We start from the raw sequence: 24,168 nt of genomic DNA on the forward strand, positions 1-24,168 counted from the left end.
AAACGCGGAAACCTCCTCCCCCCAGGACCCCTTGCACGCATGCGCATCCTGCTTGCCCGCCACGGCGAAACGCCGTGGAACGCCGAAGGCCGCTACCAGGGCCAGATCGATATTCCGCTTTCACCGATCGGTGAAGCCCAGGCCCAGGCACTGGGTGCCCGCCTGGCCTCGGTCGACATTACCCGCGCCGTCGCCTCGCCGCTGTCGCGCGCGCAGCGCACCGCGCAGCTGGCGCTCGGCGCCGCCCGTGCCGACATGCTGCTGACCGAGCCGGAGCTGCAGGAAATTGCCCACGGTGAGTGGGAAGGACTGCTGGCCAGCGAAATCAACGAGAAGGATCCGTCGCGCCTTCAGGCCTGGCGCGAGGAGCCGGATACCGTGCTGATGCCCGGCGGCGAATCGCTGCGCCTGGTGCTGGAGCGCAGCTGGCGCGGCCTGGCCCGCGCCACCGAAGGCCTTGGCGAGCACGACACCCTGCTGGTGGTCGCCCACGACGCGGTCAACCGCGTGATCCTGTGCAAGGTGCTGGGCCTGCCGATTTCCCGCCTGTGGACCTTCCGCCAGGCGCCAACCACGCTCAACCTGCTCGAAGGCGCCGACCTGGACAGCCTGGAAGTGGTGCGCCTGAACGACTGCGCCCACCACACGCCGTTCTTCGGCGAAGCCAAGCACCGCGCTCTCTGATCCATCCCCTCGCATCAACTGCTTCTGCTGGAACTGCTGCCGTGACGAACACCCCGACCACCCTGGCCGACTGGCTGGACTACATTGAACGCCAGCACCCGGCGACCATCGACATGGGCCTGGAGCGCGTGCGCGCCGTGGCCACGGCGATGGGCCTGGGTACGCCGGCCCAGCGCACCATCGTGGTCGGTGGTACCAACGGCAAGGGCTCGACCGTGGCCTTCATCGAGGCCATCGGCCGTGCTGCGGGTTGGAAGGTTGGCGCCTACACCTCGCCGCATCTGCTGCGCTACAACGAACGTGTGCGCATCGATGGCCAGGATGTCGACGATGCGGCGTTGGTTGCTGCGTTCAATGCCGTCGAAGCGGCACGCGGCGACACCACGCTGACCTATTTCGAGTACGGCACGCTCGCTGCTTTGCAGCTGTTCGCCGAGGCAGAGCTGGACCTGGCGGTACTGGAAGTGGGCCTGGGCGGTCGACTGGATGCGGTCAACATCATCGATGCCGACGTGGCGGTGATCACCACCGTGGACATCGACCATGCCGAATGGCTGGGCGAGGACCGCGAAGCGATCGGCACCGAGAAGGCCGGCATCATCCGTGGCTGGAAGCCGGTGATCCTGGGCGAGACCGATCCGCCGTCGAGCGTGCTCGCACGTGCCTACCTGGTGGGTGCCAATGCGATCCGGGGCGGCAGCGATTATTTCTACGAGCCGATCGATGCCCAGCGCTGGCGCTGGCGTGACGTCGGCCTGCGCATGGAACTACCGACACCGGCGCTGGCCGGCCCGATCCAGCTGGCCAACGCGGGTGCCGCCATCGCTGCGCTGCGCGCGCTGGACAAGCCGGTGCCGCGTGCGGCGTGGGCTGCCGGTATCGCGGCGGCGCGCATCTCTGGCCGCCTGCAGGCGTTCGAGCGTGACGGTGTGCAGGTCCGCGTCGACGTAGGCCACAACCCGCAGGCGGCGGGCCAGTTGGCGCGCGCGCTGAAGTCCGAAGCGTCGGCCGGGCGCACCCTGGCGGTGTACGCCGCACTGCAGGACAAGGACGCGGTGGGCGTGGTGCAGGCGCTGCAGGACGTGGTCGGCGAGTGGACCCTGGCTGGCCTGGACGGCCCGCGCGGGCAGAGCGCTGCCCAGTTGCAGGAACGCCTGGCCGGCACGGCGGCGGCCAAGGCCCAGCGGGCTGATACCGTCGAACAGGCACTGGCACAGGTCCTGGCCCAGGCCGGGCGCGGTGACCGCGTACTGGTGTTCGGCTCCTTCCATACCGCTGCGGCCGCGCTGCAGTGGTTGCAGGGCGCCGCCTGATCCGCGTTCAGCCAATGCCGACGCCGTCCGGTCCGGCACCCGTATAATCGACCGCAACCTCCGGACAGTTGCCGCCTCACGTGGATACGCCTCTGAAACAGCGTCTGATTGGTGCCATCGTGCTGGTGGCGCTGGCCGTGATTTTCCTGCCGATGCTGGTCAAGGGGCCGGCGCCGGACAGCGGTGTGGCCTCGGTGCCGATCGCCGCGCCGGACGCACCGGCCGATGGCCAGTTCGAAACCCGTGAGCTGCCGTTGGTTGCTCCGGCCGGTGGTGCCACCGGCCTGCAGACCGGGCAGGCCAAGCCACTGCAGGAGGCCGCCGCGCCGGCCACGCCGCCGACCGTGGACACGTCCCCGGCGGTTGCCGCCGGCAACTACGCCGTCACGTTCGGCGCCTACGGCAGCAAGGCCGACGCCGACGCGGTGATCGCCTACCTGAAGCGCTCGCAGATGCCGGGCTTCGCCGAAACCACCACCATCAGCGGGCGCCAGGCGTGGCGTGTGCGCGTCGGGCCGTATGCCGACCGTGCCCAGGCCGAGGCTGCCCGGCTGCAGGCTGTGAAGATCCGCGCCGATGTGAAGGCCGAAGTCATTACCCTGGATGCGGCGGCGGGCAGCAGTGCGGCGGTCGCCGCCATGCCGGCGCCGACCACCAGCACCCCGGCCGCGGCCACCACGCCGTCGGCCACCAGCAACCCGGTGCGCAGCGAAAGCCTGCCGCCAAGCACGCCGACGGCGACGACCACCAAACCGGAGCCGCCCAAGCCGGCGCCGAAGCCTGAGGCTCCGAAGCCGGAGGCCAAGCCCGAGCCGAAGCCGGAGGCCACCGCCAGCAAGCCGGCGACGGCCCCGGCCACGCCGGCCGCACCGGCGGCCAGTGGCGTCGGCTTCGCCGTGCAGCTGGGTGCGTTCGGCCAGGCCAACGATGCCGATGCGCTGCGCGACAAGGTCCGTGCCGCCGGCTTCAGTGCTTTCGTCGAGCAGGTACGCACGGAAAAGGGCACCCTGCATCGCGTCCGCGTCGGACCGGTGGCCAACCGCGCTGACGCCGAGCAGCTGAAGGCGCAGGTCGCCGCCAAGGTCGGCGTGGCCGGCATGGTCCGACCGCACCCATGACCCACGCGCAGGCCCGTTGCCAGCGCCGCCGAAGGAGCGGGGCGCCATGATCGACGTGGTGCTGCTGATCGTGATCGCCGCCTCGACCCTGCTCGGGATGCTGCGTGGCTTTGTTGGAATCGTCATCGGCACGCTGTCGTGGCTGCTGGCCGCGTGGGCGGCCTTCGCCTTCGGCAACGATGCGGCACGCTGGTGGGCGGCCCCGGCCGCGCCCGGCGGCGAGCACTTCGTCGGCGGCTACCTGGGCGTCGGCATTGGCGTGATGATCGTGGTCGCGGTGATCGGCATGGTCATCAAGGCGATGATCCACCGCAGCATGCTGACCAGCCTGGACCGGTTGCTGGGCGGGGTGCTGGGAGCCGTGCGTGGCGGCCTGATCGCGGCGATCCTGGTGCTGCTGGCCGGCTTCACCCCGCTGACCGCAGAACCCTCCTGGAAGCGCTCGGCGGTCCGCCCGGTGCTGAACCCGGCCGTGGCCTGGATGAACGGGAAGCTGCCGCACTGGCAGGTGCCTGGCGCCGATCTGCTGCCCAAGACCTTGCCGACCGACATGCTGTCCCCATCTGCATTGATGGAGCTGGGAAAGAGCGCCGGCGCCGATTTGGGAAAGCCGGGCGCGGCAGGCGATAATGGCATCCTCAACCAGGTAGTGGCGGGCGGCGGATGGCTGCGGCCCGCGAAAGCGGAACAGGGCGACGCATACGATCCGGCCGAAGTGCGCCCGGACGCCCCAGCACTGCCAGACAGTATCGAGCCGGGCGATCCGGCCAATGTCGACCGCAGGCGCGGCGACCACCGCGGCCAGGTACGGCCACCTTCCTTGTAACTGGGCACAGCCCAGCGGAGACCTCGCACCATGTGTGGCATCGTCGGAATCGTCGGCAACCAGAACGTCGCCGGGCAGTTGTATGACGGCTTGACCGTTCTCCAGCACCGTGGCCAGGACGCGGCGGGCATCGCCACCGCCAGTGGCAGCCGCCTGCGGGTGCAGAAGGCCACCGGCCTGGTCCGCGATGTGTTCGATGCACGCACCATGTCCACCCTGGAAGGCAGCGTCGGCATCGCGCACGTGCGCTACCCGACTGCAGGTTCGGAAGGCATGGACGAGGCACAGCCGTTCTACGTCAACTCGCCGTACGGCATCGCGCTGGCCCACAACGGCAACCTGATCAACACCGAGGCGCTGCGCCAGCAGGTGTTCGAACAGGACCGCCGCAACGTCAACACCGATTCGGACAGCGAAGTACTGCTGAACGTGTTCGCCTATGAGCTGGAACAGCAGCGCCAGCTCAGCCCGGAAGCCGCGATCCGCGCGGTGGCCGGCGTGCACCGCCGCTGCAAGGGCGGCTATGCGGTGGTCAGCGTGGTGCTGGGCCTGGGCCTGGTCGCTTTCCGCGATCCGCATGGCATCCGTCCGCTGGTGCTGGGCAAGCGCAGCCATGCCGAGGGCGACGAGTACATCGTGGCCTCTGAATCGGCCGCGCTGGACGTGCTGGGCTTCCAGCGAGTGCGCGACGTGCAGCCGGGCGAAGCGCTGGTGATCACCGCGCGCGGCGAGCTGTTCTCGGAAATCTGCGCCGAGCCGGCCGAGCACACCCCGTGCATCTTCGAATACGTGTACTTCGCGCGTCCGGATTCGATGATCGACAACGTCTCGGTGCACAAGGCGCGCATGCGCATGGGCATCAAGCTGGGCGAGAAGATCCTGCGCCTGCGCCCGGACCACGATATCGACACCATCATCCCGATCCCGGACACCTCGCGCGATGCCGCGCTGGAGATCTCCAACGTGCTTGGGGTGAAGTACCGCGAAGGCTTCATCAAGAACCGCTACATCGGCCGCACCTTCATCATGCCGGGCCAGGGCGAACGCGTGAAGTCGGTGCGCCGCAAGCTCAACCCGATCCACCTGGAGTTCCGCAACCGCGTGGTGCTGCTGGTGGACGACTCGATCGTGCGTGGCACCACCAGCCAGCAGATCGTGCAGATGGCCCGTGATGCGGGCGCGCGCAAGGTCTACCTGGCCAGCGCGGCACCGCCGGTGCGCTACCCGAACATCTACGGCATCGACATGCCGGCGGCCGAAGAGCTGGTCGCGCACAACCGTACCGTGGAAGAGATCGAGGCCCACCTGGGCTGCGACTGGCTGATCTACCAGGATCTGGAAGACATGGAAGCGGCGGTGAGCGAGGGCAACCCGGCGCTGCGCAACTTCGATTCGTCCTGCTTCAACGGCCACTACCCGACGGGTATCGAGCCGGGCTACTTCGAGCGCATCCAGCAGCTGCGTTCGGACGACGCCAAGCACAAGCGCCGCGCCTGAGGTCCAGGCGTGGTTGCGGTGCCCGATGTTGGAGGCGACCTGCTGCGCGCGGCGCAGCAGTGCCTGGCCGAAGCCGACCCGCTGCGCAAGGTCGCGCTGACCCAGGCGTATGCGGCCGCGTTCCGTGCCGGTCGCCTGAAGGTGGCCGCCGATGCGCCGCCGCCGGAACCGATCCGCATGCCGGGCCGGCCGGCTCGGCTGGTGCTGGTGCATCCGCGCGAAGTGCCGCGGCGCGGCCTGGGCGGCGTGGAAGGACGCGCCGCCTTCATCCACGCCATCGCCCACATCGAACTCAACGCGATCGACCTGGCCTGGGATGCGGTATACCGCTTCCGCGGCCTGCCGCCGGCATTCCATGCCGACTGGGTCAGTTGTGCCGACGACGAATCACGGCACTTCATGCTGCTGCGCGAGCGGCTGCTGGTGCACGGCCACGACTACGCCGATTTCCCCGCGCACAACGGCCTGTGGGAAATGTGCGAAAAGACGGCGCATGACGGTCTGGCGCGCATGGCACTGGTGCCGCGCGTGCTGGAGGCGCGCGGCCTGGACGTGACACCGGGCATGATCGAGAAGCTGCGCAATGTCGGCGATGGCGAAACCGCCGACGTACTGGAAGTGATCCTGCGCGAGGAAGTGGCGCACGTTGCCGCCGGTTCGCGCTGGTACCGCTGGTACTGCGATCGCGCCGGTGTCGAGCCGCGTTCGCGCTTCAAGGAACTGCTGGTGGAATACGCCGGCGGCTACCTGCATGGGCCGTTCAACATCGAAGCGCGCCTGCTGGCCGGCTTCGATGCCGACGAGCTCGCCAACCTGGTCGAACAGGCCAGCTGACAGAAAAAGGGGACGGAGGGGATTAAGTCGTTTATGCATAAACGACTTAATCCCCTCCGTCCCTTTTTTCATGCGTTCGGCAACACCACGCGCTTGCCATCCACGGTGGGCCGGTTGATGTAGAACAGGCCGGGACCGGGCCGGTAGGGCAGTTCGCTGACGCCGGCATCGGCGGCGTAGGTCAGTGCGGTATCGCCCAGTGCATCGAAATTCCAGTGCGCCGACTGCATCAGGTAGCGTCGGCGCAGCAGCGCCTCCTGGGTCTGGGTCAGCGCCTGTCCGGCCACCAGCCGCCGTGCGATCGGCTGCAGGGTGGCGGGCAGCTCCCAGCCGGGAACCTCGGCGGCGTCGGTGCGCCATTGCACGCCGGCATCGCGTGCGTGTTGCTGCATCACCTGCAGCGCGATCAACTGGTAGCGCCAATCGATGCGCCGGCGCAGCACCACGGCGGCGGTGACGTACAGCACCGGCGACAGCAGCACGCTGCGGCTGCCGGCACGGCGCTGCTGCTGCCACTGGTGCCAGACATCCACCCAGACTTCCTTTTCGTCCACGCCCAGCTGCTGCCGCCAGCGTTCGGCATCGGCCTGCGTTTCAGCGTAGGCGGTGGTGGCCTGCAGCATCGCCAGCGGGGGAATCTGGTAGTCGGCAACGGCGGGGCGGCGCAGCTGCTGGCGGCGTGGGCGGCTGAGCAGCTTGGGGCCTTCCTCCAGCTGGTTGTAGCCGCCGCCGATGTTGGCGTGTACGCCGGGCAGGGCGATCTCGGTGAACGGCGGTGCCACCGTGGTCAGCGGATAGTGCTGGCGATGTTCGTCGCGCGCGGTCAACTGCACCACGCGTGCGGCGATGCCTTTGTGCAGGGCAAGCTGCGGTTGTTCGTCGGCGCGGCCACCGCTGACCGCAACCACGGTATCGAACAGGCCGATGAAACGCAGCACCGGCAGGGCAGGGGCGAAGTCCGCCGCACAGGCCAGGCCGGACGACTGCAGCAGTTGCCGCCAACGAGCGGTATCCCAGCCCTGCAGTTGGTTGGCGATATCACGTGCCGCGGCAGCGCCTCGAGAGAACCCGAACAGATCCAGCTGCACGCGACGCAGCGGTTGCCGCCAACGCGTGGACAGTTCTGCAAGCGCAGCCGGAAGCAATACCTGCAGCGCACGCTGCACTTTGGCGCGCACACCGCTGGCGCCGATACCGAACGCCAGTCCGATCAGGTCGTCGTCGGCGTCATCGCGGGTGCCCACGCCTTCCACATAGATCGACAGCGAAGGCGCGGCGATCGCATCGCGGCGGCTGTCCGGGTACAGCTGCTGCAGGCGCGCGATGTTGGTCAGGCCGTTGTCGTAGCTGCTGGTCAGCCGGCTCTGGTAGGTCGAATCATCATCGGCACGCAGCTGCGCCGGGCGCGGCTGCGGCAGCTGTGGTCGACCACGCGCCAGGTTGCGTGCGTTGTTGCGGGTGCCATCGAAGAACAGGCCGATCCGCAGCAAGCCGACATCTTCGTCCGTGTCCAGCGGTGGTGCCATGTGCATTCCCCGTCGTGGCTGCGTCACGGTAGCGCGAAAGCGGTGTATTGGCGAAGTGTAGTGACGCTTTTGACCTGACTGAACGCAGATGCGGTCGATCACAAATCCTGACTTTCATTCCTCTCGCCTATTGAATTCACACGACCCGCGCAGGCCATATGGCCAAACCCGGCAAACCGGGTCGTGCTGCATCAACGCTGTTCACATCATTCAAGGAGCGACGCAATGTTGTCCAGATCGATTGGTAAAGCGGCAGGTGGCCTGGTGTTGGGTTTGTCGGTGGCGGCGGCCGCGCATGCGGCACCGTTGTTCGAGCCGGTGACGGTCATCAGCCGCGCATCGGCAAACAGTGAGCCCGCGCTGGGCAAGCTGCTGGCCACCCCGTCCACCGCGACGGTACAGGAAGTGCGTGTCGACGCTGCTGCCACTGCGCAGCCGCAGCTGGAGTTCGAACTGCTTGGCCAGCGCGTGCAGGCGGTGCGCAGCAAGGTGGAAGCCCTGCCCGATGGCGGCAGCATCTGGTACGGCCAGTTCCGTTCGCCCTCGGACAAGCTGACCGCAGCCACCTCCAACGGCCAGGACGATCCCGCCAATTCGCTGATCCTGGTGCGCTCGGGCGATACCATCACCGGCTCGATCCGCAAGGATGGAAAGCTGTACCGCCTGCGCCCGCTGGGCAACCGCCACGTGCTGGTGGAAGTGGATGAGTCGCGCATGCCGGCCGACCATCCGGCCGATTACAATCAGCTGCCGAAGATCCCGATGGGCAACAACGATCGCCTCGGTATCGCCCAGGCTTCGTCCGGCACGCCGGCCACCATCCGCGTGCTGGTGGTGGCGACCAATGCCGCCGTCACCGCCTATGGCGGCAACATGCAGTCGCTGGTGCAGCTGGCGGTGGCCGAATCCAACCAGGGCTATGTCAACAGCAACGTTGGCATCACCATGCAGTTGGCCGGCTACGAGACCACCAGCTACACCGAGTCGGGCAGCTTCGACACCGACCTGGCGCGCTTCCGTGGCACCAGCGATGGCTACATGGACAGCATCCATACCAGCCGCAACAACACCGCCGCCGACGTCGGCGTGCTGCTGATCAACAACACCGCCTACTGCGGCCTGGCCTCGGGCATCGGCTCGACGGCGTCGACCGCGTTCGCGGCGGTGTACTGGGATTGCGCGACCGGCTACTACTCGTTCGCGCACGAGATCGGCCATCTGCAGAGTGCGCGGCATGACATCGCCACCGACTCGAGCACCTCGCCGTATGCCTATGGCCACGGCTACCGCTACGAGCCGGCCACCGGCACCGGCTGGCGCACGATCATGGCCTACAACTGCACCCGCAGCTGCCCGCGCCTGAACTACTGGTCCAACCCGAACATCAGCTACAACGGCATCCCGATGGGCAATGCCAGCACCGCCGACAACCAGCGCGTGCTGGTCAACACCAAGGCCACCATCGCGGCCTTCCGCTGAGTCCAAGCGCCGACCAAGGGCGGCGTCTACCCGGGCGGATGCACCTGCTCTGGTAGATGCCAACCTTGGTTGGCACCTTGCGATCCATTATTCGCGCGGCAGGGTATCCAGCGTCCAGCCGCTGGCATCCACGCGCAGCACCGAACCCTGTTCGTACCAGTCACCCAGCACGATGCGGGTGCGCTCGCGTCCACCGGCCTGCAGCGTGTGGATCGCCGGCCGATGGGTATGGCCATGGATCATGGTGTCCACGCCATGGCGCACGAAGGTGGCATCGACTTCGGCAGGGGCCACGTCGGTCACCGACTCGAACTGCGCGCGATCGTCCTGCTTCATCTCGGTCTGGCGCGCCTGGCTGGCTTCGCGCGCCTTCTGCGCGAAGGCGATGCGTGCGGCCAGCGGCTGCGACAGGAACTGCGCCTGGAAAACCGGGTCGCGCGTCTGTGCACGGAACTGCTGGTAAGGAATGTCATCGGTGCACAGCAGGTCACCGTGCTGCAGCAGCACCGGGCGGCCGTACAGTTCGATCATGCACGGGTCGGGCAGGATGCGCAGGCCGGCACGGCGCGCGTAGTCCTCACCGAGCAGGAAGTCGCGGTTGCCGCGGATGAAGTACACCGGCACGCCGCTGTCGGACAGCACCTTCAACGCATCGGCCACCGCATCGGCGGCGGGCGAGGGCGTGTCGTCGCCGATCCAGGCCTCGAACAGATCGCCGAGGATGTACAGCGCATCGGCGCCGGGCGCCTGCTCGCGCAGGAAGCGCAGGAACAGGTCGGTGATCTCCGGACGGCTGGGGTCCAGATGCAGGTCGGAAATGAACAGCGTGGTCATGCCCGCATTCTAGGCCATCAACGATGACGGTAGCGCCGCCGGCATTGTGGGGGTCAGATCCCTGTTCCGAAGGAAAAGGGATCTGACCCCGGGCTACACCGGCAATGGCAGCCAGGCCAGGCTGGCCGACGCCAGCAGCACCGCGATGCCCGTCGCGGCCAATACGTCGCTGGGGTAGTGCAGGCCCAGGACCACCCGCGACAGCGCGACGCCGGCGGTGAACGGCACCAGCAGCGGCGCCAGCCAAGGGTAGTAGGCCAGTGCGACGATGGTGAACGACACCGCATGCAGGGTGTGCCCGGAGGGGAAGCTGAATTCGTCCAGAGGTGCCACCCAGGCGCGGATGCGCAGGTCGGCCGCATAGGGCCGCGGGCGCCGGGTCCAGCGCTTGAGGCCCTTGTACAGCAGCAGCGCGGCCAAGCCGGTGGCGGCCATGTGCACCGAGGCGCGCAGGCCATCGAAGCCGTCCAGCACCACCAGCGCGCCCATCAGCACATACCAGAACACGCCATCGCCGAGCCGGCTGATGACCGAGAACAGGCGGCGCACGCGACGGCGCCGGCAGTAGTGGTTGGCCCGTCGGCACAGGCGTGCTTCGCGATCGGCCAGCAGCTCAAGCCGCGTGGTGCGCATGGCCGCTCCTCCGCGACTGCGCCAGTTCGGCCAGCAGGGCATCGAACTCGGCCACCACCTGCTGTGGATGCAGGCGTTTCATCGCGCGCGCGGCGTTGCCGCCCAGCATCTGCCGCTGCGCGTCATCCGCCGCCAGTTGCACGGCGGCTTCGATGAACTGCTCGTCGCTGTCCACCGCCGCGCCATTCTCACCGCTGCGCAGGTACTCACGGGCGGCGCCATAGTCGAAGGCCACGGTGGCTACACCGCTGGCCATGCTTTCCAGAGTCACGTTGCCGAAAGTCTCGCTGCGGCTGGGGAACAGGAACAGATCGCCGCTGGCGAAGTGCCGGGCCAGCGCATCGCCGCGCTGGATGCCGCAGAAGATGAAGTCGGGATTTTCATGTGCCAGTTTCTCGCGGGCCGGGCCATCTCCCACCCACACGAAGCGTGCCTTGGGCCGGATCTGCTGCAGCCGGCGGAACGCCTTCACTGCCAGGCCAAGATTCTTTTCAGCGGCAATGCGGCCGACATAGATCGCCACCAGGCCATTGCCATCCACGCCCCATTCCTCGCGCAGCGCAGGATCGCGCCGGCCCGGATCGAACTGCTGGCTGTCGACTGCACGTGCCAGCAGGCGTACGCGTTCGAAGCCTTGCTCGCCGAGGAACTGCTGCAGCTCGCGGGTGGGCACCAGGGTCGCATCGGCCTGGTTGTGGAAGCGGCGCATCCAGCGCATCGCGGCTGCCTGGAGCCAGGCCACGCCGTAGTCGGGCAGGTATTCGTCGAAGCGGGTGTGGAAGCCACTGGCGACCGGAATGCCGAGACGCCGTGCGGTGCGCACGGCCGACCAGCCCAACGGACCTTCGGTGGCGACATACACGGCATCTGGCCGTTGTTGCTGCCAATGGCGGCCGAGACGGATCGGTGCCGGCAGGCCGAAGCGCAGCCCGGGGTAGCGTGGCAGGGCGGCGCCGGGAACCAGCAGGGTGCCAGGTGCGGAGTCCAGCGCTTCGCTGGACTGGCGCGGCCGGATCAGGTCGATCTCATGACCGGAATTGCGCAGTCCCTGTTCCAGGCCCTGCACGGTGAGGGCGACGCCGTTCACTTCCGGCGGATAGGTCTCGGTGACGATGGCATAGCGCATGGCGGGCCTCCGGGTTTCCGGCATGCTCGGGCCTGGCGATGTAGCCGACATGACCGCTTTGCGACCATCAGATGACGGCGGCGCCAGCCACCGTATGGAGGCCGGCGCTCACAAAAAAAACCACGGCCCCGAAGGGCCGTGGTCATCGTGCTTCACGTCACAGCGCGATGGATCAGAAGCGCTGCTGGTACTTCATGTAGACGAAGCGGCCGATGTCGTAGCCACCGTAGTACGAGAAGGCCGAGTTCGGCTTGGTGTACATGATCGGGCCGGTCTTCTCGAACACGTTGTTGGCACCGACCGAGACAGTGGCATCCCACGGCAGCGAGTAGCGGAACTGCACGTCGTGGAAGGTGACCGAACCACGCTCGTTGTAGTTGCGTGCGCCCTTGTACCACGGGGCGTACACGCCCGGATCGGAGCACTCGTCCGGATAGGCGCGGATGTCCACGCACTGCTCCTTCACGCCGGAGTAGTAACGCGCGGTCCAGCTGACGCCGAAGTTGCCCAGGTCCCAGCCCAGCACCAGGTTCGAACGGACGCGGAAGTTGCTGCCGATGCCGTTGGAGACGGTCGGCACCACCGTGCTGTCGTTGGTCGAGCGGAACTCGCTCTTGCTGACATAGGTGGTGGCCCAGCCGGCGTTGAACTTGCCGACGCTGGTGTCCAGGCGGTAGTTCAGGTCCAGGTCGTAGCCTTCGGTTTCCATGAAGCCGGCATTGCGGCTGCCGAACTGCAGGGTATCGACGATGCCGGCGGTCGGGCCGGTCGACTTGTCACGGGTGAAGCGCTGGCAACGTGCGTCGATGCCCTGCTCGTAGCAGTCGATCAGGATCTGGGTCGGGCTGTCGGCAACGATGGTGTTGTCGATGCGGATCTTCCACCAGTCCAGCGAGGCGTTGAAGTTCTTGATGAAGCTCGGGCTCCAGACCAGGCCCAGCGTCTTGCTGGTCGAGGTTTCCGGGGTCAGGGTCGGGTTGGAGCCCGACACGAACGGCACCGGCGTCGCATCGACGGAGGTGGCGACCGGCTGGTTGCCCTGGCGCAGCTGGCGGAAGGTTGCAGCGTTGGCGATGTCACGGGCGCAGCGGGCGCGGACTTCTGCGCTGGTGCGCGACGAGCCGAACTGCACGTCGCAGGGATCGCTGAACTGGGCGAAGGTCTGCGAGCCACCACCGTACAGATCGCTGATGGTCGGGGCGCGGAAGCCCTCGGCCCAGGTACCACGGACCAGCAGCTGGTCGAACGGCTTCCACTTGAAGCCGAACTTGCTGTTGAGCGTGTTGCCGAAGGTGTCGTAGTCGGAGAAGCGGGTGGCACCGTTGAAGGTCAGTTCCTTCGCGCCCGGCAGGTCCGCCAGCACCGGCACGTTGATTTCCAGGTACGCCTCGTTGACCTTGTAGCCGCCACCGGTCGGGCCTGCGGCCAGGTTGGTGGTGGCGCCGGCCTGCGCCAGCGGATCCGGACGGTACTCACCGGTTTCCTTGCGGCTTTCCACGCCGAAGGCGAAGCCCAGGTCGCCAGCCGGCAGGGTCACGATGGAACCGGCGATGTTGGCGAAGAAGTTCTTGCTGGTGGTCTTGCCGGTGGTGACTTCCGGCGGGAACAGCCAGGCCTGCAGGTCGGCGTTGCCATCGATGCCGTTCGGATCGATCGTGCCGTAAGGCACCAGCGGGTTCCACGGCTTGCACACGTCATAGGAGATCGGCGCGGCAGCGGTGCCGCACTGGACCTTGCCGGTGGCCGCATTGTAGAACGACGGGCCGACGCCGCCGGCGACGCGCGCCTTGTGCAGGTTGCCGGTGGCGATGGTTTCCAGCTCGTTGCGGTTGTACTGGTAGCCCGCTTCCCAGTCGAAGAAGCGGCTGCCGATCTCGAACGAACCGTCGAACGAGGCCACCGCGCGGTAGGTCTTCAGCTCGCTGGTGGTCACGCGCGGCACTTCCCAGGTGCGGCGGTTCCAGGCCACGGCGGTCGGGGTGGCGTAGCCGTGCTGGCGGCCGAACGGATTGAAGTAGCTGTCGATCGACATCGAACCCACGCCTGCGGTGCTCGACTGCAGCGGGTAGCCGGCGATCTGGCGCACGGCCTTGCGCTTGTTGTAGCCCAGCTCGGTGCGGAAGTTGACGTTGTCGGTGATCTTGAAGCGGCCGTCGAAGTACACCGAATCACGCTTGAGCGGGAAGTTCAGGTGCATCTGCTCGTTGGCGTTGCTGACGTCGCCGGTGAACGCCGACGGATCGGTGATGTGGTAGTTGGCCGGATTGGTCGGGTCGGCACCACGGTTGAGCGAGTAGTTGCAGCCGTCCTTCGCGTTGGTGCAGCCCGGGCGACCCTTCAGGCCGGTGAACTGGCCGTACTGGCTGATGGTGGTCCAGTTGGTCAGGTTGTCGGCATGGCGGTCGGTCAGGCCGTAGGCGCTGAAGCCGCGGTCCTTGGCCCACACCGCCTTTTCTTCGGCATGTTCGGCCGCGACGGTCAGCGAGATGCGGTCATTGCTCCAGCCTGCCACCACATCGAAGCGGTCGCGCGCGCCGTCGCCCTGGCTGAACTGGCCGTGGTAGACGTTGGCGGTCACACCGGTGACATTCGAGCGGGTGATGATGTTCACCACGCCGGACATGGCATCGGAACCGTAGATGGCCGACGCGCCATCCTTCAGCACTTCGATGCGCTCCACCGCCGAGACCGGAATCGTGGAGATGTCCTGGTAACCCGAGGTGCTGATGCCCAGGCGCTTGCCGTTGATCAGCACCAGCGTGCGCTGGGTGCCCAGGTTGCGCATGTCGATATACGAACCACCCGCGTTCTCACCGGCGGTCAGCGCGTTGGCGCGGCTGATCGCCGGGCTGCCCATCGCGGTGACGTTCTGCAGGATGTCGGCGACCGAGCTGAAGCCCTGCTGCTCGATGGCCGTACGGGTGATCGCGAACACCGGCTGGGCGGTTTCCACGTCCACCTGGCGGATGCGCGAGCCGGTGATCTCGATGCGATCGAGGTTGGTGGGAGTGGCGCTGCTGCCGTCCTGGGCAAACGCGGGCAGGGCGGCCAGCGCTGCGGTGGTAGCCAGGGCGTAGCGGATGGCCTGCCCCAGTGCGGTGGTGCGTGAAGTCATGGCGAGCTCTCTCTCTCAGGTCGTGCACAAGACGCCAAAGTGGGCGTCGAAGGAGCCAGCAGGGTCGATGACCGAGCCGGTGACCCGATAGTAGTCTCGTTAGTTAATGCTCTGTAAAGGGTTCGTATCCATTTATGTCACAGCTCACCGCTCCCCTTCACGAAACGTGAACAAAAGCAGGCGCTTACGTGATGGTCACGACTCCCCGCCCCGCGCCGTTGTGTTGCGAAGCAGCACAAAAAACCGCCAGACTGCGCAAAGTAGGGGTGCGAAGTGCGTCACCCCTGCTGTCCTGTGGACAACAGGGGACAGCGTATTCAGGCCACGAACGGACGGAACTGGATGCCCAGCCCGGCGATCCCGTCGGTCTCGCCGATCAGGTCGGCGCGCAGCAGCGGACGGGCATCGATGAAAGCCTGCGGCACGATCAGCGACAGCCGGTTGTCGTCGGCGGTCAGTTCCAGCGCCGGCAGCGGGTCGTCCTCATGCGCGCGGTTGAGCAGCACCGCCAGGCGCAGCAGAGCCGCCAGCCGGCGTGCGGTCAGCAGCAGGCGTTCGGGTAGGGCGTCGAAAGCGGTCTTGGTCACGCTGCGGCGGTGGCTGCGCACCAGTGCCGCCAGCATCTGCTGCTCCTGGCGCGAGAAGCCGGCGATATCCGAGTGTTCCAGCACATAGCTGCCATGCACGTGGTAGCCGCTGTGCGCGATCATCAGGCCCAGCTCGTGCAGGCGCGCGGCCCAGCCGAGCATGCGCGCATCGTCGGCATCGAGCCTCCAGCGTTCCTGCACCTGCTCCAGCAGTGACAGGGCGGTGTCCTGCACGCGGTCGGCCTGCACCGTATCGATGCCATAGCGCTGGCTGAGCGCAGCCACCGATTCATCACGCAGGTCGTTCTCGCCGGCGCGGCCAACGATGTCATACAGGATGCCTTCGCGCATCGCCGCCTTGCTGACCAGCAGCTTCTGCAGGCCCAGCGCCTGGAACGCCGCTTCCAGCACCAGGATGCCGCCGGCGATGATCGGGCGGCGGTCGCTGGACAGGCCCGGCAACTGGATGTCGTCGATCTTCTTGGCCTTCAGCAGTTCATCGCGCAGCTGCGGCAGGGCCTCGGCGGTGATCGCGCCCTTGCTCAGCTTCATCGTCGCGCAGATCTCGCTGATCGCCTTGTGCGTGCCCGAAGACCCCAGCGCTTCCTGCCAGCCCAGCGCGCGGTACTTGCTGGCGAAGGGCTGGAACTCGCGGCCGATCTCGGCCAGCGCGTCCTTCCAGCGCTTCTTGCTCAGCTTGCCGCCGGGGAAGAAGCGCCGGGTGCTGGCGATGCAACCGGCCTGCAGGCTTTCGCGCTCCAGGGTCTGCATGCCCATGCCGATGATGAATTCAGTGGAGCCGCCACCGATGTCGATCACAAGCCGGCGCTGGCCGGGCTTGGGCGGTTGCGCGTGGGCCACGCCCAGGTAGATCAGGCGCGCTTCTTCGCGGCCGCTGACCACTTCGATGGCATGCCCCAGTGCGGTTTCGGCCGGGACCAGGAACGATTGCGGCGAGCGCAGCTGGCGCACGGTGTTGGTGGCCAGGGCGCGCACCCGGTGCGGCGGCACATTGCGGATGCGCTGGCCGAAGCGGGCCAGGCATTCCAGCGCGCGCTGGCGGGCTGCGGCGGAGAGTCCACCCTTGCCATCCAGCCCATCGGCCATGCGCACGGTCTCGCGCAGGCGGTCGATCACCCGCAGCTGGCCTAGCGTGTAGCGCGCGATGACCATGTGGAAACTGTTGGAGCCAAGGTCGATGGCGGCCAGCAGGTCGCCATCCTGCAATGCGGGCGGAGTCGTGGTGGTATGCGGCATGGACGAATGTTAGCCGAAGGGGCGGTGTACTCGTCACCGCGCGGCCTTCACATTTTGTAGGGGAGTGCGGCAGGGCTGCGCCCTGCACCCGCAGAGGCCAGAGCAACGGCAACAGCAACAGCGGGCTATCCGTGGGATGGCGGGGTGGGTCCGGTTGAGGGGGACGCTGCAAGTACGTCCATGTAAGCTCGGTCGCCGCATCCATGCGGCTCACGCCCCCTCAACCGGACCCACCCCGCCTTCGACAGTTCTCTGCGACCTGATGGTGGGTGCCTACCGCTCCTGGTAGGTGTCGACCTTGGTCGACACACCGGGTTACAGACCCTGCATCAACGCCATCTGTGCCGAATGCGGGGCTTCGTCGTGCGCCGGCGCACGCTTGTGGTAGACGCCGTCGGCGTCCAGTTCCCAGGCGTTGAGGTTGTCGTCCAGGTAGTTCTGCAGGACCTCGCGGTACACCCGCTTGGCCAGTTCCGGGTCGAGGATCGGGAAGCAGGTCTCGACCCGGCGCAGCAGGTTGCGTTCCAGCCAGTCTGCACTGGCGCAGTACATTTCCGGTGCGCCGTCGTTGCCGAACCAGTAGACGCGGCTGTGCTCCAGGAAGCGGCCGACGATCGAGCGCACACGGATGTTGTCCGACACGCCCGGCACGCCCGGGCGCAGGGTGCAGGCGCCACGGATGATCAGGTCGATCTGCACGCCGGCCTGCGAGGCGGCGTACAGCGCGCGCACCACCTGCGGTTCGTTCAATGCGTTCATCTTGGCGATGATCCGCGCCGGGCGGCCGGCGGCGGCGATGCGCGTCTCGCGCTCGATGCGGCCGAGGATGCCGGTGTGCAGGGTGAAGGGCGACTGCAGCAGGCGCTTGAGCTTCATCTTCGAGGCCAGCCCGGACAGCTGCTGGAACAGCAGGTGCACGTCGTTGCCGATGTCCGCATCGGCGGTGATCAGGCTGATGTCGGTGTACGCGCGGGCGGTGCCGCTGTGATAGTTGCCGGTGCCCAGGTGCACGTAGCGGCGCAGCTTGCGGCCCTCGCGGCGCACGATCAGCAGCATCTTGGCGTGGGTCTTGTAGCCGACCACGCCGTACACCACCTGCACGCCGGCCTCCTGCAGGCGATCGGCCAGGCCGAGGTTGGCTTCTTCGTCGAAGCGCGCGCGCAGTTCGACCACCACGGTCACGTCCTTGCCGTTGCGCGCGGCTTGGATCAGTGCATCGACGATCAGCGAATCCTTGCCGGTGCGGTACAGGGTCTGCTTGATCGCCAGCACGTTGGGGTCGATCGCCGCCTGCCGGATCAGGTCCAGCACCGCAGTGAAGGCATCGAACGGGTGGTGCAGCAGCAGGTCCTGGCGCGCCGTGGTCTCGAAGATGCCGTCACTGTCGCGCAGCGTGCGCGGGGTCATCGGCGGGTACTTCAGGTCCGGCTGCGCGATCAGGTCGTACAGCTGGATGATGCGGTTGAGGTTGACCGGGCCATCGATGCGATACACCGCGTTCTCGGTCAGGCCGAAATTCTGCAGCAGGGTGCGCACGATCTCGCGCGGCATGTCGTGGGCGATCTCCAGCCGCACCGCCGGCCGGTAGCCGCGGTCGACCAGCTCGTCGCGCAGTGCCAGCGCCAGGTTCTCCACTTCCTCCTCGTCCACCACCAGCTCGGAGTTGCGGGTGACGCGGAACTGGTAGGCGCCCTGGACTTCCATGCCCGGGAACAGCTCATCGACGAAGGTCGACAGCACCGAGGACAGGAACACGAAGTTCTGCGTCCCGCCGAGCTTCTCCGGCAGCTGGATGATGCGCGGCAGCGAGCGAGGGGCACGCACGATGGCCAGGTGGCCGGCGCGGCCGAACGCGTCGGTGCCCTTCAGCACCACCACGATGTTCAGCGACTTGTTGAGGATCTTCGGGAACGGGTGCACCGGGTCCAGGCCCAGCGGCGACAGCACCGGCATGATCTCGTTGCGGAAGTACGCACGCAGCCAGCGCTTCTGACGGTCGGTCCAGGAATGGCGGCCGAGCACGCCGATGCCGGCGTCCATCAGCGCCGGGCGCAGTGTCTCGTTCCAGCAGCGGTACTGCTGGTCCACCAGTTCCGCAGCGCGGTCATGGATGGCGTTGAGGATGGTCTGCGGGCTCATGCCGTCCGGCGCCGGCGGCAGGCCGAATTCCTGCGCGTGGCGCACGGCAGCGGCGCGGATCTCGAAGAACTCGTCGAGGTTGGTGCAGGAGATGCACATGAAGCGCAGGCGCTCCAGCAGCGGCACCTGAGGGTCCATCGCCTGCGCCAGCACGCGGAAGTTGAAATCCAGCTGCGAAAGCTCGCGGTTGATGTACAGCGCCGGGTCGCGCAACGGATCGTTGTCCGGGCTCACGGGGAGGGGGAGGGATCCGAGGCTGCTCATGGCGTCATTCTTCGATGGAGGTCAGGGGGGCGGACTCGCGCGGGCGCACGTGGTCGGCATCGAAATGGCAGGAGAACACCGAGCCCTTGCCGACTTCGCTTTCAATCTCCAGCCGTGCGTGATGCAGGCCGAGGATGTGCTTGACGATGGACAGGCCCAGCCCGGTGCCGCCGCTCTCGCGCGAGCGGCTGCTGGACACACGGTAGAAACGTTCGGTCAGGCGCGGCAGGTGGGTGGCCGGGATGCCGTAGCCGGAATCGCGCACCGCCAGCACCGCGCCGTCGCCTTCGCGGCGGAACTCCACCGCGATGCGGCCCCCGGCCGGGGTGTAGCGCACCGCGTTGGTGACCAGGTTGGAGAAGGCGCTGTGCAGTTCCTTGGTCGAACCCTGCAGGTCGACACCGGCGAGGTCGTCGATGCTGATCTGGTGGCGGCCCTGGCTGTGCGCCTCGGCCTCGCGGCGCAGCGTCGCCAGCATCGGCTGCATGGCCACGGTCTCTTCCTCGCTGTGTTCCTGCGATTCGAGGCGCGACAGCGTCAGCAGGTCTTCCACCAGCTGGGCCATGCGCTGGCTCTGCTTGCGCATTTCTTCCAGCATCGGTCCGGTTCCCGGGAAATCCTCCGGGTCCATCATGTCCAGGTAGCCGTGGACAACGGTGAGCGGCGTGCGCAGTTCGTGTGAAACGTTGGCCACGAAGTCGCGGCGCACCTGTTCCAGGCGCAGCAGTTTGCTGACGTCGCGGGCGATCAGCAGCCAGTAATCCGACGAATAGGGAATCAGGCGCAGGTTCAGGCGGATCGCCGGGTCGACCGGCGAAGGCACGTCCAGGATCGGTTCGGCGTTGCGGCCCCCGGCCAGCCAGTGGGCCAGCGGCATCGGCTGCAGGCGTTCGACCAGGGCTTCGCCGAGGTCGCCGGGATGATGCAGGCCGAGCAGGGCGGTGGCCGCTTCGTTGAACCACTGCACGCGCTGGCTGTTGCGGTCCAGCACCACCACCGCATCGGGCAGTGCGGCGGCGGCTGCGCGGTAGCTGCGCAGCATGTCCAGCAGGCGCCGCTTGCGCACGCGCATTTCCACCTGGTTGCGATACAGCAGGCGGTCCAGTTCGTTCCAGACGCCGGTGCCTTCTTCGGCGGTGTCCCAGCGCTGGCGTGCGGTCAGCCGGCGCAGCACGCTGCGCAGGCGCCAGTAATGCCAGGCCAGGGTGGCCAGCGCGCCCAACGCGATGCACAACCACAGATGGCCCGTGAACCACCCCACCAGTCCGGCGAACAGCAGTACCGCGGCAACGGTGGCCAGGGTCTTCAACCAGGCAGAGCGGATGTGGCGGGGCATTGCGGTCTCGTCGTTGAGGTGCGGCGGTTCACTGGGGTGAACCGAGGGTTATAGCAGAGTTGCCGGCACCGGCACCCGCAGGTGCGCGGTGCCGGCACGACGAGACTCAGGTGGCAGTAGAGAAGCGGTACCCGGCGCCGCGCACGGTCTGCACCATGTTCTCGGCGTTGAACGGTTCCAGCGTCTTGCGCAGGCGGCGGATGTGCACGTCGATGGTGCGCTCCTCCACGTACACGCTGCCGCCCCACACATGGTCCAGCAGCTGCGCGCGGGTATAGACGCGTTCCGGGTGGGTCATGAAGAAGTGCAGCAGGCGGTATTCGGTCGGGCCGATCGGCACCGGCTGGTCGTTGGCGAACACGCGGTGCGCGGCACCGTCGATGCGGATCGGGCCGACCGCCACGCTGCCGTCCTCGTCATCCTCGCGGGCGCGGCGCATGACCGCACGGATGCGGGCCAGCAGTTCGCGCGCCGAGAACGGCTTGACCACGTAGTCGTCGACGCCGGCTTCAAGGCCACCGACGCGGTCGTTCTCTTCGCCACGGGCGGTCAGCATGATGATCGGCACTTCGCGGGTCAGCGTTTCCTTGCGCCAGCGGCGGGCCAGGTCCAGGCCGCTGGTGCCGGGCAGCATCCAGTCCAGCAGGATCAGGTCCGGAACGCGGTCGGCGATCGCGGTCTGGGCCTCCCGGGCATCGCCGGCGTGGACCGGTTCGTAATCGCCCTTGCGAAGGGCGAAGGCGACCATTTCACGGATCGCGGGCTCGTCATCGACGATCAGGATGCGTTTCTGCACGAGGACACCGTAGGGCTCGGTTACTGGAGTGGTGCCAGTAGACTACGGTTTGATGACATGTTTGTGACTACCCGGCCGGAACCGGCCTGGATTGCCATCGGCCGGTCATGCAGCGCTCAGCGGCGGTCCAGGTCCGGGTCCTGCACGCCCTGGCGGCGCAGCTCCAGCACGGTCGGGGTGATCGATTCGATGCGGGCGTCGACCCGCGCGCGGCCGATGTAATCCAGCGCCGGATTGCGCTTGAGCGCCTGCAGCTGCATCAGCGCCTGTTCCGGCCGCCCGCTGAGGAAGGCCGCCTCGGCATAGGCCTCGCTGGCACGTACGCTGTCGCCGGCCAGCTCGCTGGCGCGGGCAAAGCGCTGCTGGAAGACCGGATCGTTACCGCTTTGCGACAACAGGGGGCGCAGCATCGCCTGCGCGCGCTGGCCGGCCTCGCGGTTGCCCTGTTCGTTCAGGATCTCGGCATAGGTCAGTGCCACCGGGCGGCTGTTGGGGTGTTCGCGCAGCAGCTGCTCGAAGCGGCTGTTGGCCTGGGCGGTCTGGCCCGCCCGCGACTCCGCTTCGCCCAGGCCCAGCGCCAGCCACAGGTTGCCGGGATGGGTCTGGAGCAGGCCGGCCAGGGTCTGCCGGGCCTGGCCGGCGCCGGCGCGGCCACCGCGCATGACGGCCAGTGCCTGGCCATAACGCTGCGCATCGTTGAGACCGTCCTTCTGCCGCTTGGCCAGGTCGGCATACTCGCGTTCCAGCTCGGGGGTGGAATCCGCGCTGAGCACGCGCAGGCGCTCACGCGCCCAGTCGAAGTCGCCGCTGGCGCCACGGTTGAGCTGGCCGATCGGCAGGCGCAGCACACTGCTGGGCAGCAGCGGGTTGTTGCCGCGCAGCAGCGGCTCGCCGAGGCTGGGATCGGCCGGGTCCACCCGCTCCTTGCGCTCGCCGGTGGGGGTGCTGGTGGTCAGCAGCACCGTATCCTTCTTCATCTGCTCGGCGCGGGCCTTGGCCTCGCTGATGCGGGTGATGTTGACCGGGTGGGTGCGCAGGAACTCGGGCACGCTGTAGCCCCCCTCGTTGCCACGCATGGCCGCCGACATCCGTTCGAAGAAGCCGGCCATGGCATCCACGTCGTAGCCGCTGCGCGACAGGGTGCGGATGCCGAGGCGGTCGGCCTCGGACTCGTTGGACCGGGTGTAGTTGATCTGCCGTTGCTGCATCAGGCCCATGCCCGAGCTGATCGCGGCCATCGTCGCGTTGCCGGACGACGTGCTGTTGCTGGCCTGGGCGGCCACCACCGCCGCCAGCATGCCCAGCAGGATCGGGATCTGGTCGCGCTGGGCGCGTTCGACACCGCGCAGCACATGCTGCTGGGTGACGTGGGCGATTTCGTGGGACAGCACCGCCGCGACCTCGTCCTCGCGCTCGGCGGTCAGCACCAGTCCGGCGTTGACCCCGATGTAGCCGCCCAGCGTGGCGAACGCGTTGATCTGGCGGTCGTTCATCACGAAGAAGGTGTATGGCTGCCGCGGCTGGTCACTGTTGGAGCCGAGCCGGGTGCCCATGGTCTGCAGCCAGTCGTTGACCAGCGGATCTTCCAGCAGGTAGCCGTAGTTGCGCAGCTCGCGCAGCATCATCGCGCCGTACTCGGCCTGGCGGGCCGGGGTCAGCAGCTCGCCGGCCGAGGAGCCGATGTCGGGCAGCTTCTCCTGGGCCTGGGCCAGCGGCATGGCCAGGGCCAGGGTGACGGCGGTAGTCAGCAGCAGGGCTCGCAAGCAGGAGTTCCTCGGGCGGGGCGCGCCAAGCGTGGCAGGGCAGGGGGCAACCATTCGTTAATCCACAGTGTTGCGGCCGTGGCGTGGAAATTCCAGCGCACCGGTACCATATGTAGACCGTCGATCCATCGTGGAGTTTCCCGTGACAGCCCAGACCGCCGGCGGTGCCCCCGCCATCACCATCTATTCCACCGCCGTCTGCCCGTACTGCGTGGCCGCCAAGAACTTCCTGAAGAGCAAGGGCCAGCAGTGGACCGAGGTCCGCATCGACCTGGACCCGGCCGAGCGCGAGAAGATGATGGCGCTGACCCGCCGCACCAGCGTGCCGCAGATCTTCGTCGGCGACGTCCATGTCGGCGGCTACGACGACATGATGGCCCTGCACCGTGAAGGCAAGCTCGAGCCGCTGCTGGCCGGGCAGGGCCAGGCATGAGCGCGGCCGACGACGGCAGCAAGGACCGCATCGCCGAGTTCACCGAGTTCCGCAAGCGCATGAACGAGCGGATCCTGGGTGAGCCGAACCAGGTGGTGCGCCGCTTCTTCGCGCTGGACACGCAGACCTACCAGGCCGGCGCGCTGGACGTGAAGACCAAGGAACTGCTGGGCCTGGTGGCCTCGATGGTGCTGCGCTGCGACGACTGCATCAGCTACCACGTGGCCCAGTGCAAGGACGCCGGCGTGACCCGCGAGGAGTTCTTCGAGACCTTCTCGGTCGGCCTGGTGGTCGGCGGTTCCATCGTGATCCCGCACCTGCGCCGCGCGGTCGACTTCCTCGACCAGCTCGAAGGCGGCGCCGCCGCCCCGGAAGCGCACGCGCATTGAGGGTAGTGCCGGCCGCTGGCCGGCATCCCCTGAACCCGACATGGCCGGGGTTGCCAGCCAGCGGCCGGCACTACCGAACGTGCGAGAGGCTTTCCCCTCAATCCAACAGCCCAGGAGCCCCTTCTTGTTGAAGGGGCGCGCCGACAGGCGGGGGTAGAGGAAGAATGCGCGGGCAATTATGCCTTTGCCGGGGTCAGGACCATGGTCTACTTGGGTAGC

Annotated in this window: 19 protein-coding genes; 9 read left to right on the forward strand and 10 right to left on the reverse strand. The window is 67.5% G+C overall.

What is annotated here, in order from left to right:
- Positions 1-39: 39 nt before the first annotated feature.
- From AB1281_RS02530 to AB1281_RS02555, 6 genes are all read left to right on the forward strand, one after another.
- Positions 40-684: a histidine phosphatase family protein gene (locus tag AB1281_RS02530; RefSeq protein WP_010483945.1), complete on the forward strand. Its 645-nt coding sequence runs from the start codon at positions 40-42 to the stop codon at positions 682-684.
- Between the two features lie 41 nt (positions 685-725).
- Entirely contained in the window at positions 726-1,997 is a 1,272-nt protein-coding gene (folC, locus tag AB1281_RS02535; protein ID WP_430344977.1) for a bifunctional tetrahydrofolate synthase/dihydrofolate synthase, read from the forward strand.
- Between the two features lie 80 nt (positions 1,998-2,077).
- Complete coding sequence (locus AB1281_RS02540) at positions 2,078-3,115, forward strand: SPOR domain-containing protein (protein WP_430344978.1); 1,038 nt, start codon at positions 2,078-2,080, stop codon at positions 3,113-3,115.
- A 46-nt stretch (positions 3,116-3,161) separates the two neighbouring features.
- The gene (locus AB1281_RS02545) at positions 3,162-3,941 is read left to right on the forward strand and encodes a CvpA family protein (protein WP_164119159.1); all 780 of its coding nucleotides are present in this window, start codon (positions 3,162-3,164) and stop codon (positions 3,939-3,941) included.
- 30 nt (positions 3,942-3,971) lie between these two features.
- Positions 3,972-5,438, forward strand: a complete 1,467-nt coding sequence (gene purF / locus AB1281_RS02550; protein WP_032129068.1) for an amidophosphoribosyltransferase — start codon at positions 3,972-3,974, stop codon at positions 5,436-5,438.
- Between the two features lie 9 nt (positions 5,439-5,447).
- Complete coding sequence (locus tag AB1281_RS02555; protein WP_430344979.1) at positions 5,448-6,272, forward strand: ferritin-like domain-containing protein; 825 nt, start codon at positions 5,448-5,450, stop codon at positions 6,270-6,272.
- Positions 6,273-6,340: 68 nt separating this feature from the next.
- Here the strand turns inward: AB1281_RS02555 and AB1281_RS02560 are convergent, their stop codons facing one another.
- The gene (locus AB1281_RS02560; protein WP_430344980.1) at positions 6,341-7,798 is read right to left on the reverse strand and encodes a DUF2235 domain-containing protein; all 1,458 of its coding nucleotides are present in this window, start codon (positions 7,796-7,798) and stop codon (positions 6,341-6,343) included.
- A 225-nt stretch (positions 7,799-8,023) separates the two neighbouring features.
- Between AB1281_RS02560 and AB1281_RS02565 the strand changes: the two genes are divergently transcribed.
- Entirely contained in the window at positions 8,024-9,277 is a 1,254-nt protein-coding gene (locus tag AB1281_RS02565) for a zinc-dependent metalloprotease (RefSeq protein ID WP_430344981.1), read from the forward strand.
- Between the two features lie 87 nt (positions 9,278-9,364).
- On the opposite strand, the gene lpxH is transcribed toward AB1281_RS02565, so the two are convergent.
- From lpxH to AB1281_RS02610, 9 genes are all read right to left on the reverse strand, one after another.
- Entirely contained in the window at positions 9,365-10,111 is a 747-nt protein-coding gene (gene lpxH, locus AB1281_RS02570; protein ID WP_075675258.1) for a UDP-2,3-diacylglucosamine diphosphatase, read from the reverse strand.
- A 93-nt stretch (positions 10,112-10,204) separates the two neighbouring features.
- Entirely contained in the window at positions 10,205-10,744 is a 540-nt protein-coding gene (locus AB1281_RS02575) for a phosphatase PAP2 family protein (protein WP_014036131.1), read from the reverse strand.
- The gene (locus tag AB1281_RS02580; RefSeq protein ID WP_075675256.1) at positions 10,725-11,870 is read right to left on the reverse strand and encodes a glycosyltransferase family 4 protein; all 1,146 of its coding nucleotides are present in this window, start codon (positions 11,868-11,870) and stop codon (positions 10,725-10,727) included. The genes AB1281_RS02575 and AB1281_RS02580 overlap by 20 nt, the downstream gene beginning before the upstream one ends.
- Before the next feature lie 172 nt (positions 11,871-12,042).
- Complete coding sequence (locus AB1281_RS02585) at positions 12,043-14,985, reverse strand: TonB-dependent receptor domain-containing protein (protein WP_430344982.1); 2,943 nt, start codon at positions 14,983-14,985, stop codon at positions 12,043-12,045.
- A 317-nt stretch (positions 14,986-15,302) separates the two neighbouring features.
- Complete coding sequence (gene ppx, locus AB1281_RS02590) at positions 15,303-16,829, reverse strand: exopolyphosphatase (protein WP_049446703.1); 1,527 nt, start codon at positions 16,827-16,829, stop codon at positions 15,303-15,305.
- Between the two features lie 315 nt (positions 16,830-17,144).
- Positions 17,145-19,232, reverse strand: a complete 2,088-nt coding sequence (gene ppk1, locus AB1281_RS02595) for a polyphosphate kinase 1 (RefSeq protein ID WP_430344983.1) — start codon at positions 19,230-19,232, stop codon at positions 17,145-17,147.
- Between the two features lie 4 nt (positions 19,233-19,236).
- Entirely contained in the window at positions 19,237-20,568 is a 1,332-nt protein-coding gene (gene phoR / locus AB1281_RS02600; RefSeq protein WP_005415460.1) for a phosphate regulon sensor histidine kinase PhoR, read from the reverse strand.
- A 106-nt stretch (positions 20,569-20,674) separates the two neighbouring features.
- Positions 20,675-21,364 (reverse strand): phosphate regulon transcriptional regulator PhoB, encoded by a 690-nt coding sequence (phoB, locus tag AB1281_RS02605; RefSeq protein ID WP_005408258.1) that lies wholly within the window; start codon positions 21,362-21,364, stop codon positions 20,675-20,677.
- Between the two features lie 116 nt (positions 21,365-21,480).
- Positions 21,481-23,181 (reverse strand): M48 family metalloprotease, encoded by a 1,701-nt coding sequence (locus AB1281_RS02610; RefSeq protein ID WP_430344984.1) that lies wholly within the window; start codon positions 23,179-23,181, stop codon positions 21,481-21,483.
- A gap of 88 nt (positions 23,182-23,269) precedes the next feature.
- Here AB1281_RS02610 and grxC point away from each other — a divergent pair, with 88 nt between their 5' ends.
- Positions 23,270-23,560 carry a glutaredoxin 3 gene (gene grxC / locus AB1281_RS02615; RefSeq protein ID WP_004154541.1) on the forward strand — a complete coding sequence of 97 codons (291 nt, stop codon included), beginning with the start codon at positions 23,270-23,272 and terminating at the stop codon, positions 23,558-23,560.
- Positions 23,557-23,949, forward strand: a complete 393-nt coding sequence (locus tag AB1281_RS02620) for a carboxymuconolactone decarboxylase family protein (protein WP_032129080.1) — start codon at positions 23,557-23,559, stop codon at positions 23,947-23,949. The genes grxC and AB1281_RS02620 overlap by 4 nt, the downstream gene beginning before the upstream one ends.
- Positions 23,950-24,168: the final 219 nt, after the last annotated feature.

Source organism: Stenotrophomonas sp. NRRL B-14846 (assembly GCF_050473585.1).
Classification (GTDB): Bacteria; Pseudomonadota; Gammaproteobacteria; order Xanthomonadales; family Xanthomonadaceae; genus Stenotrophomonas.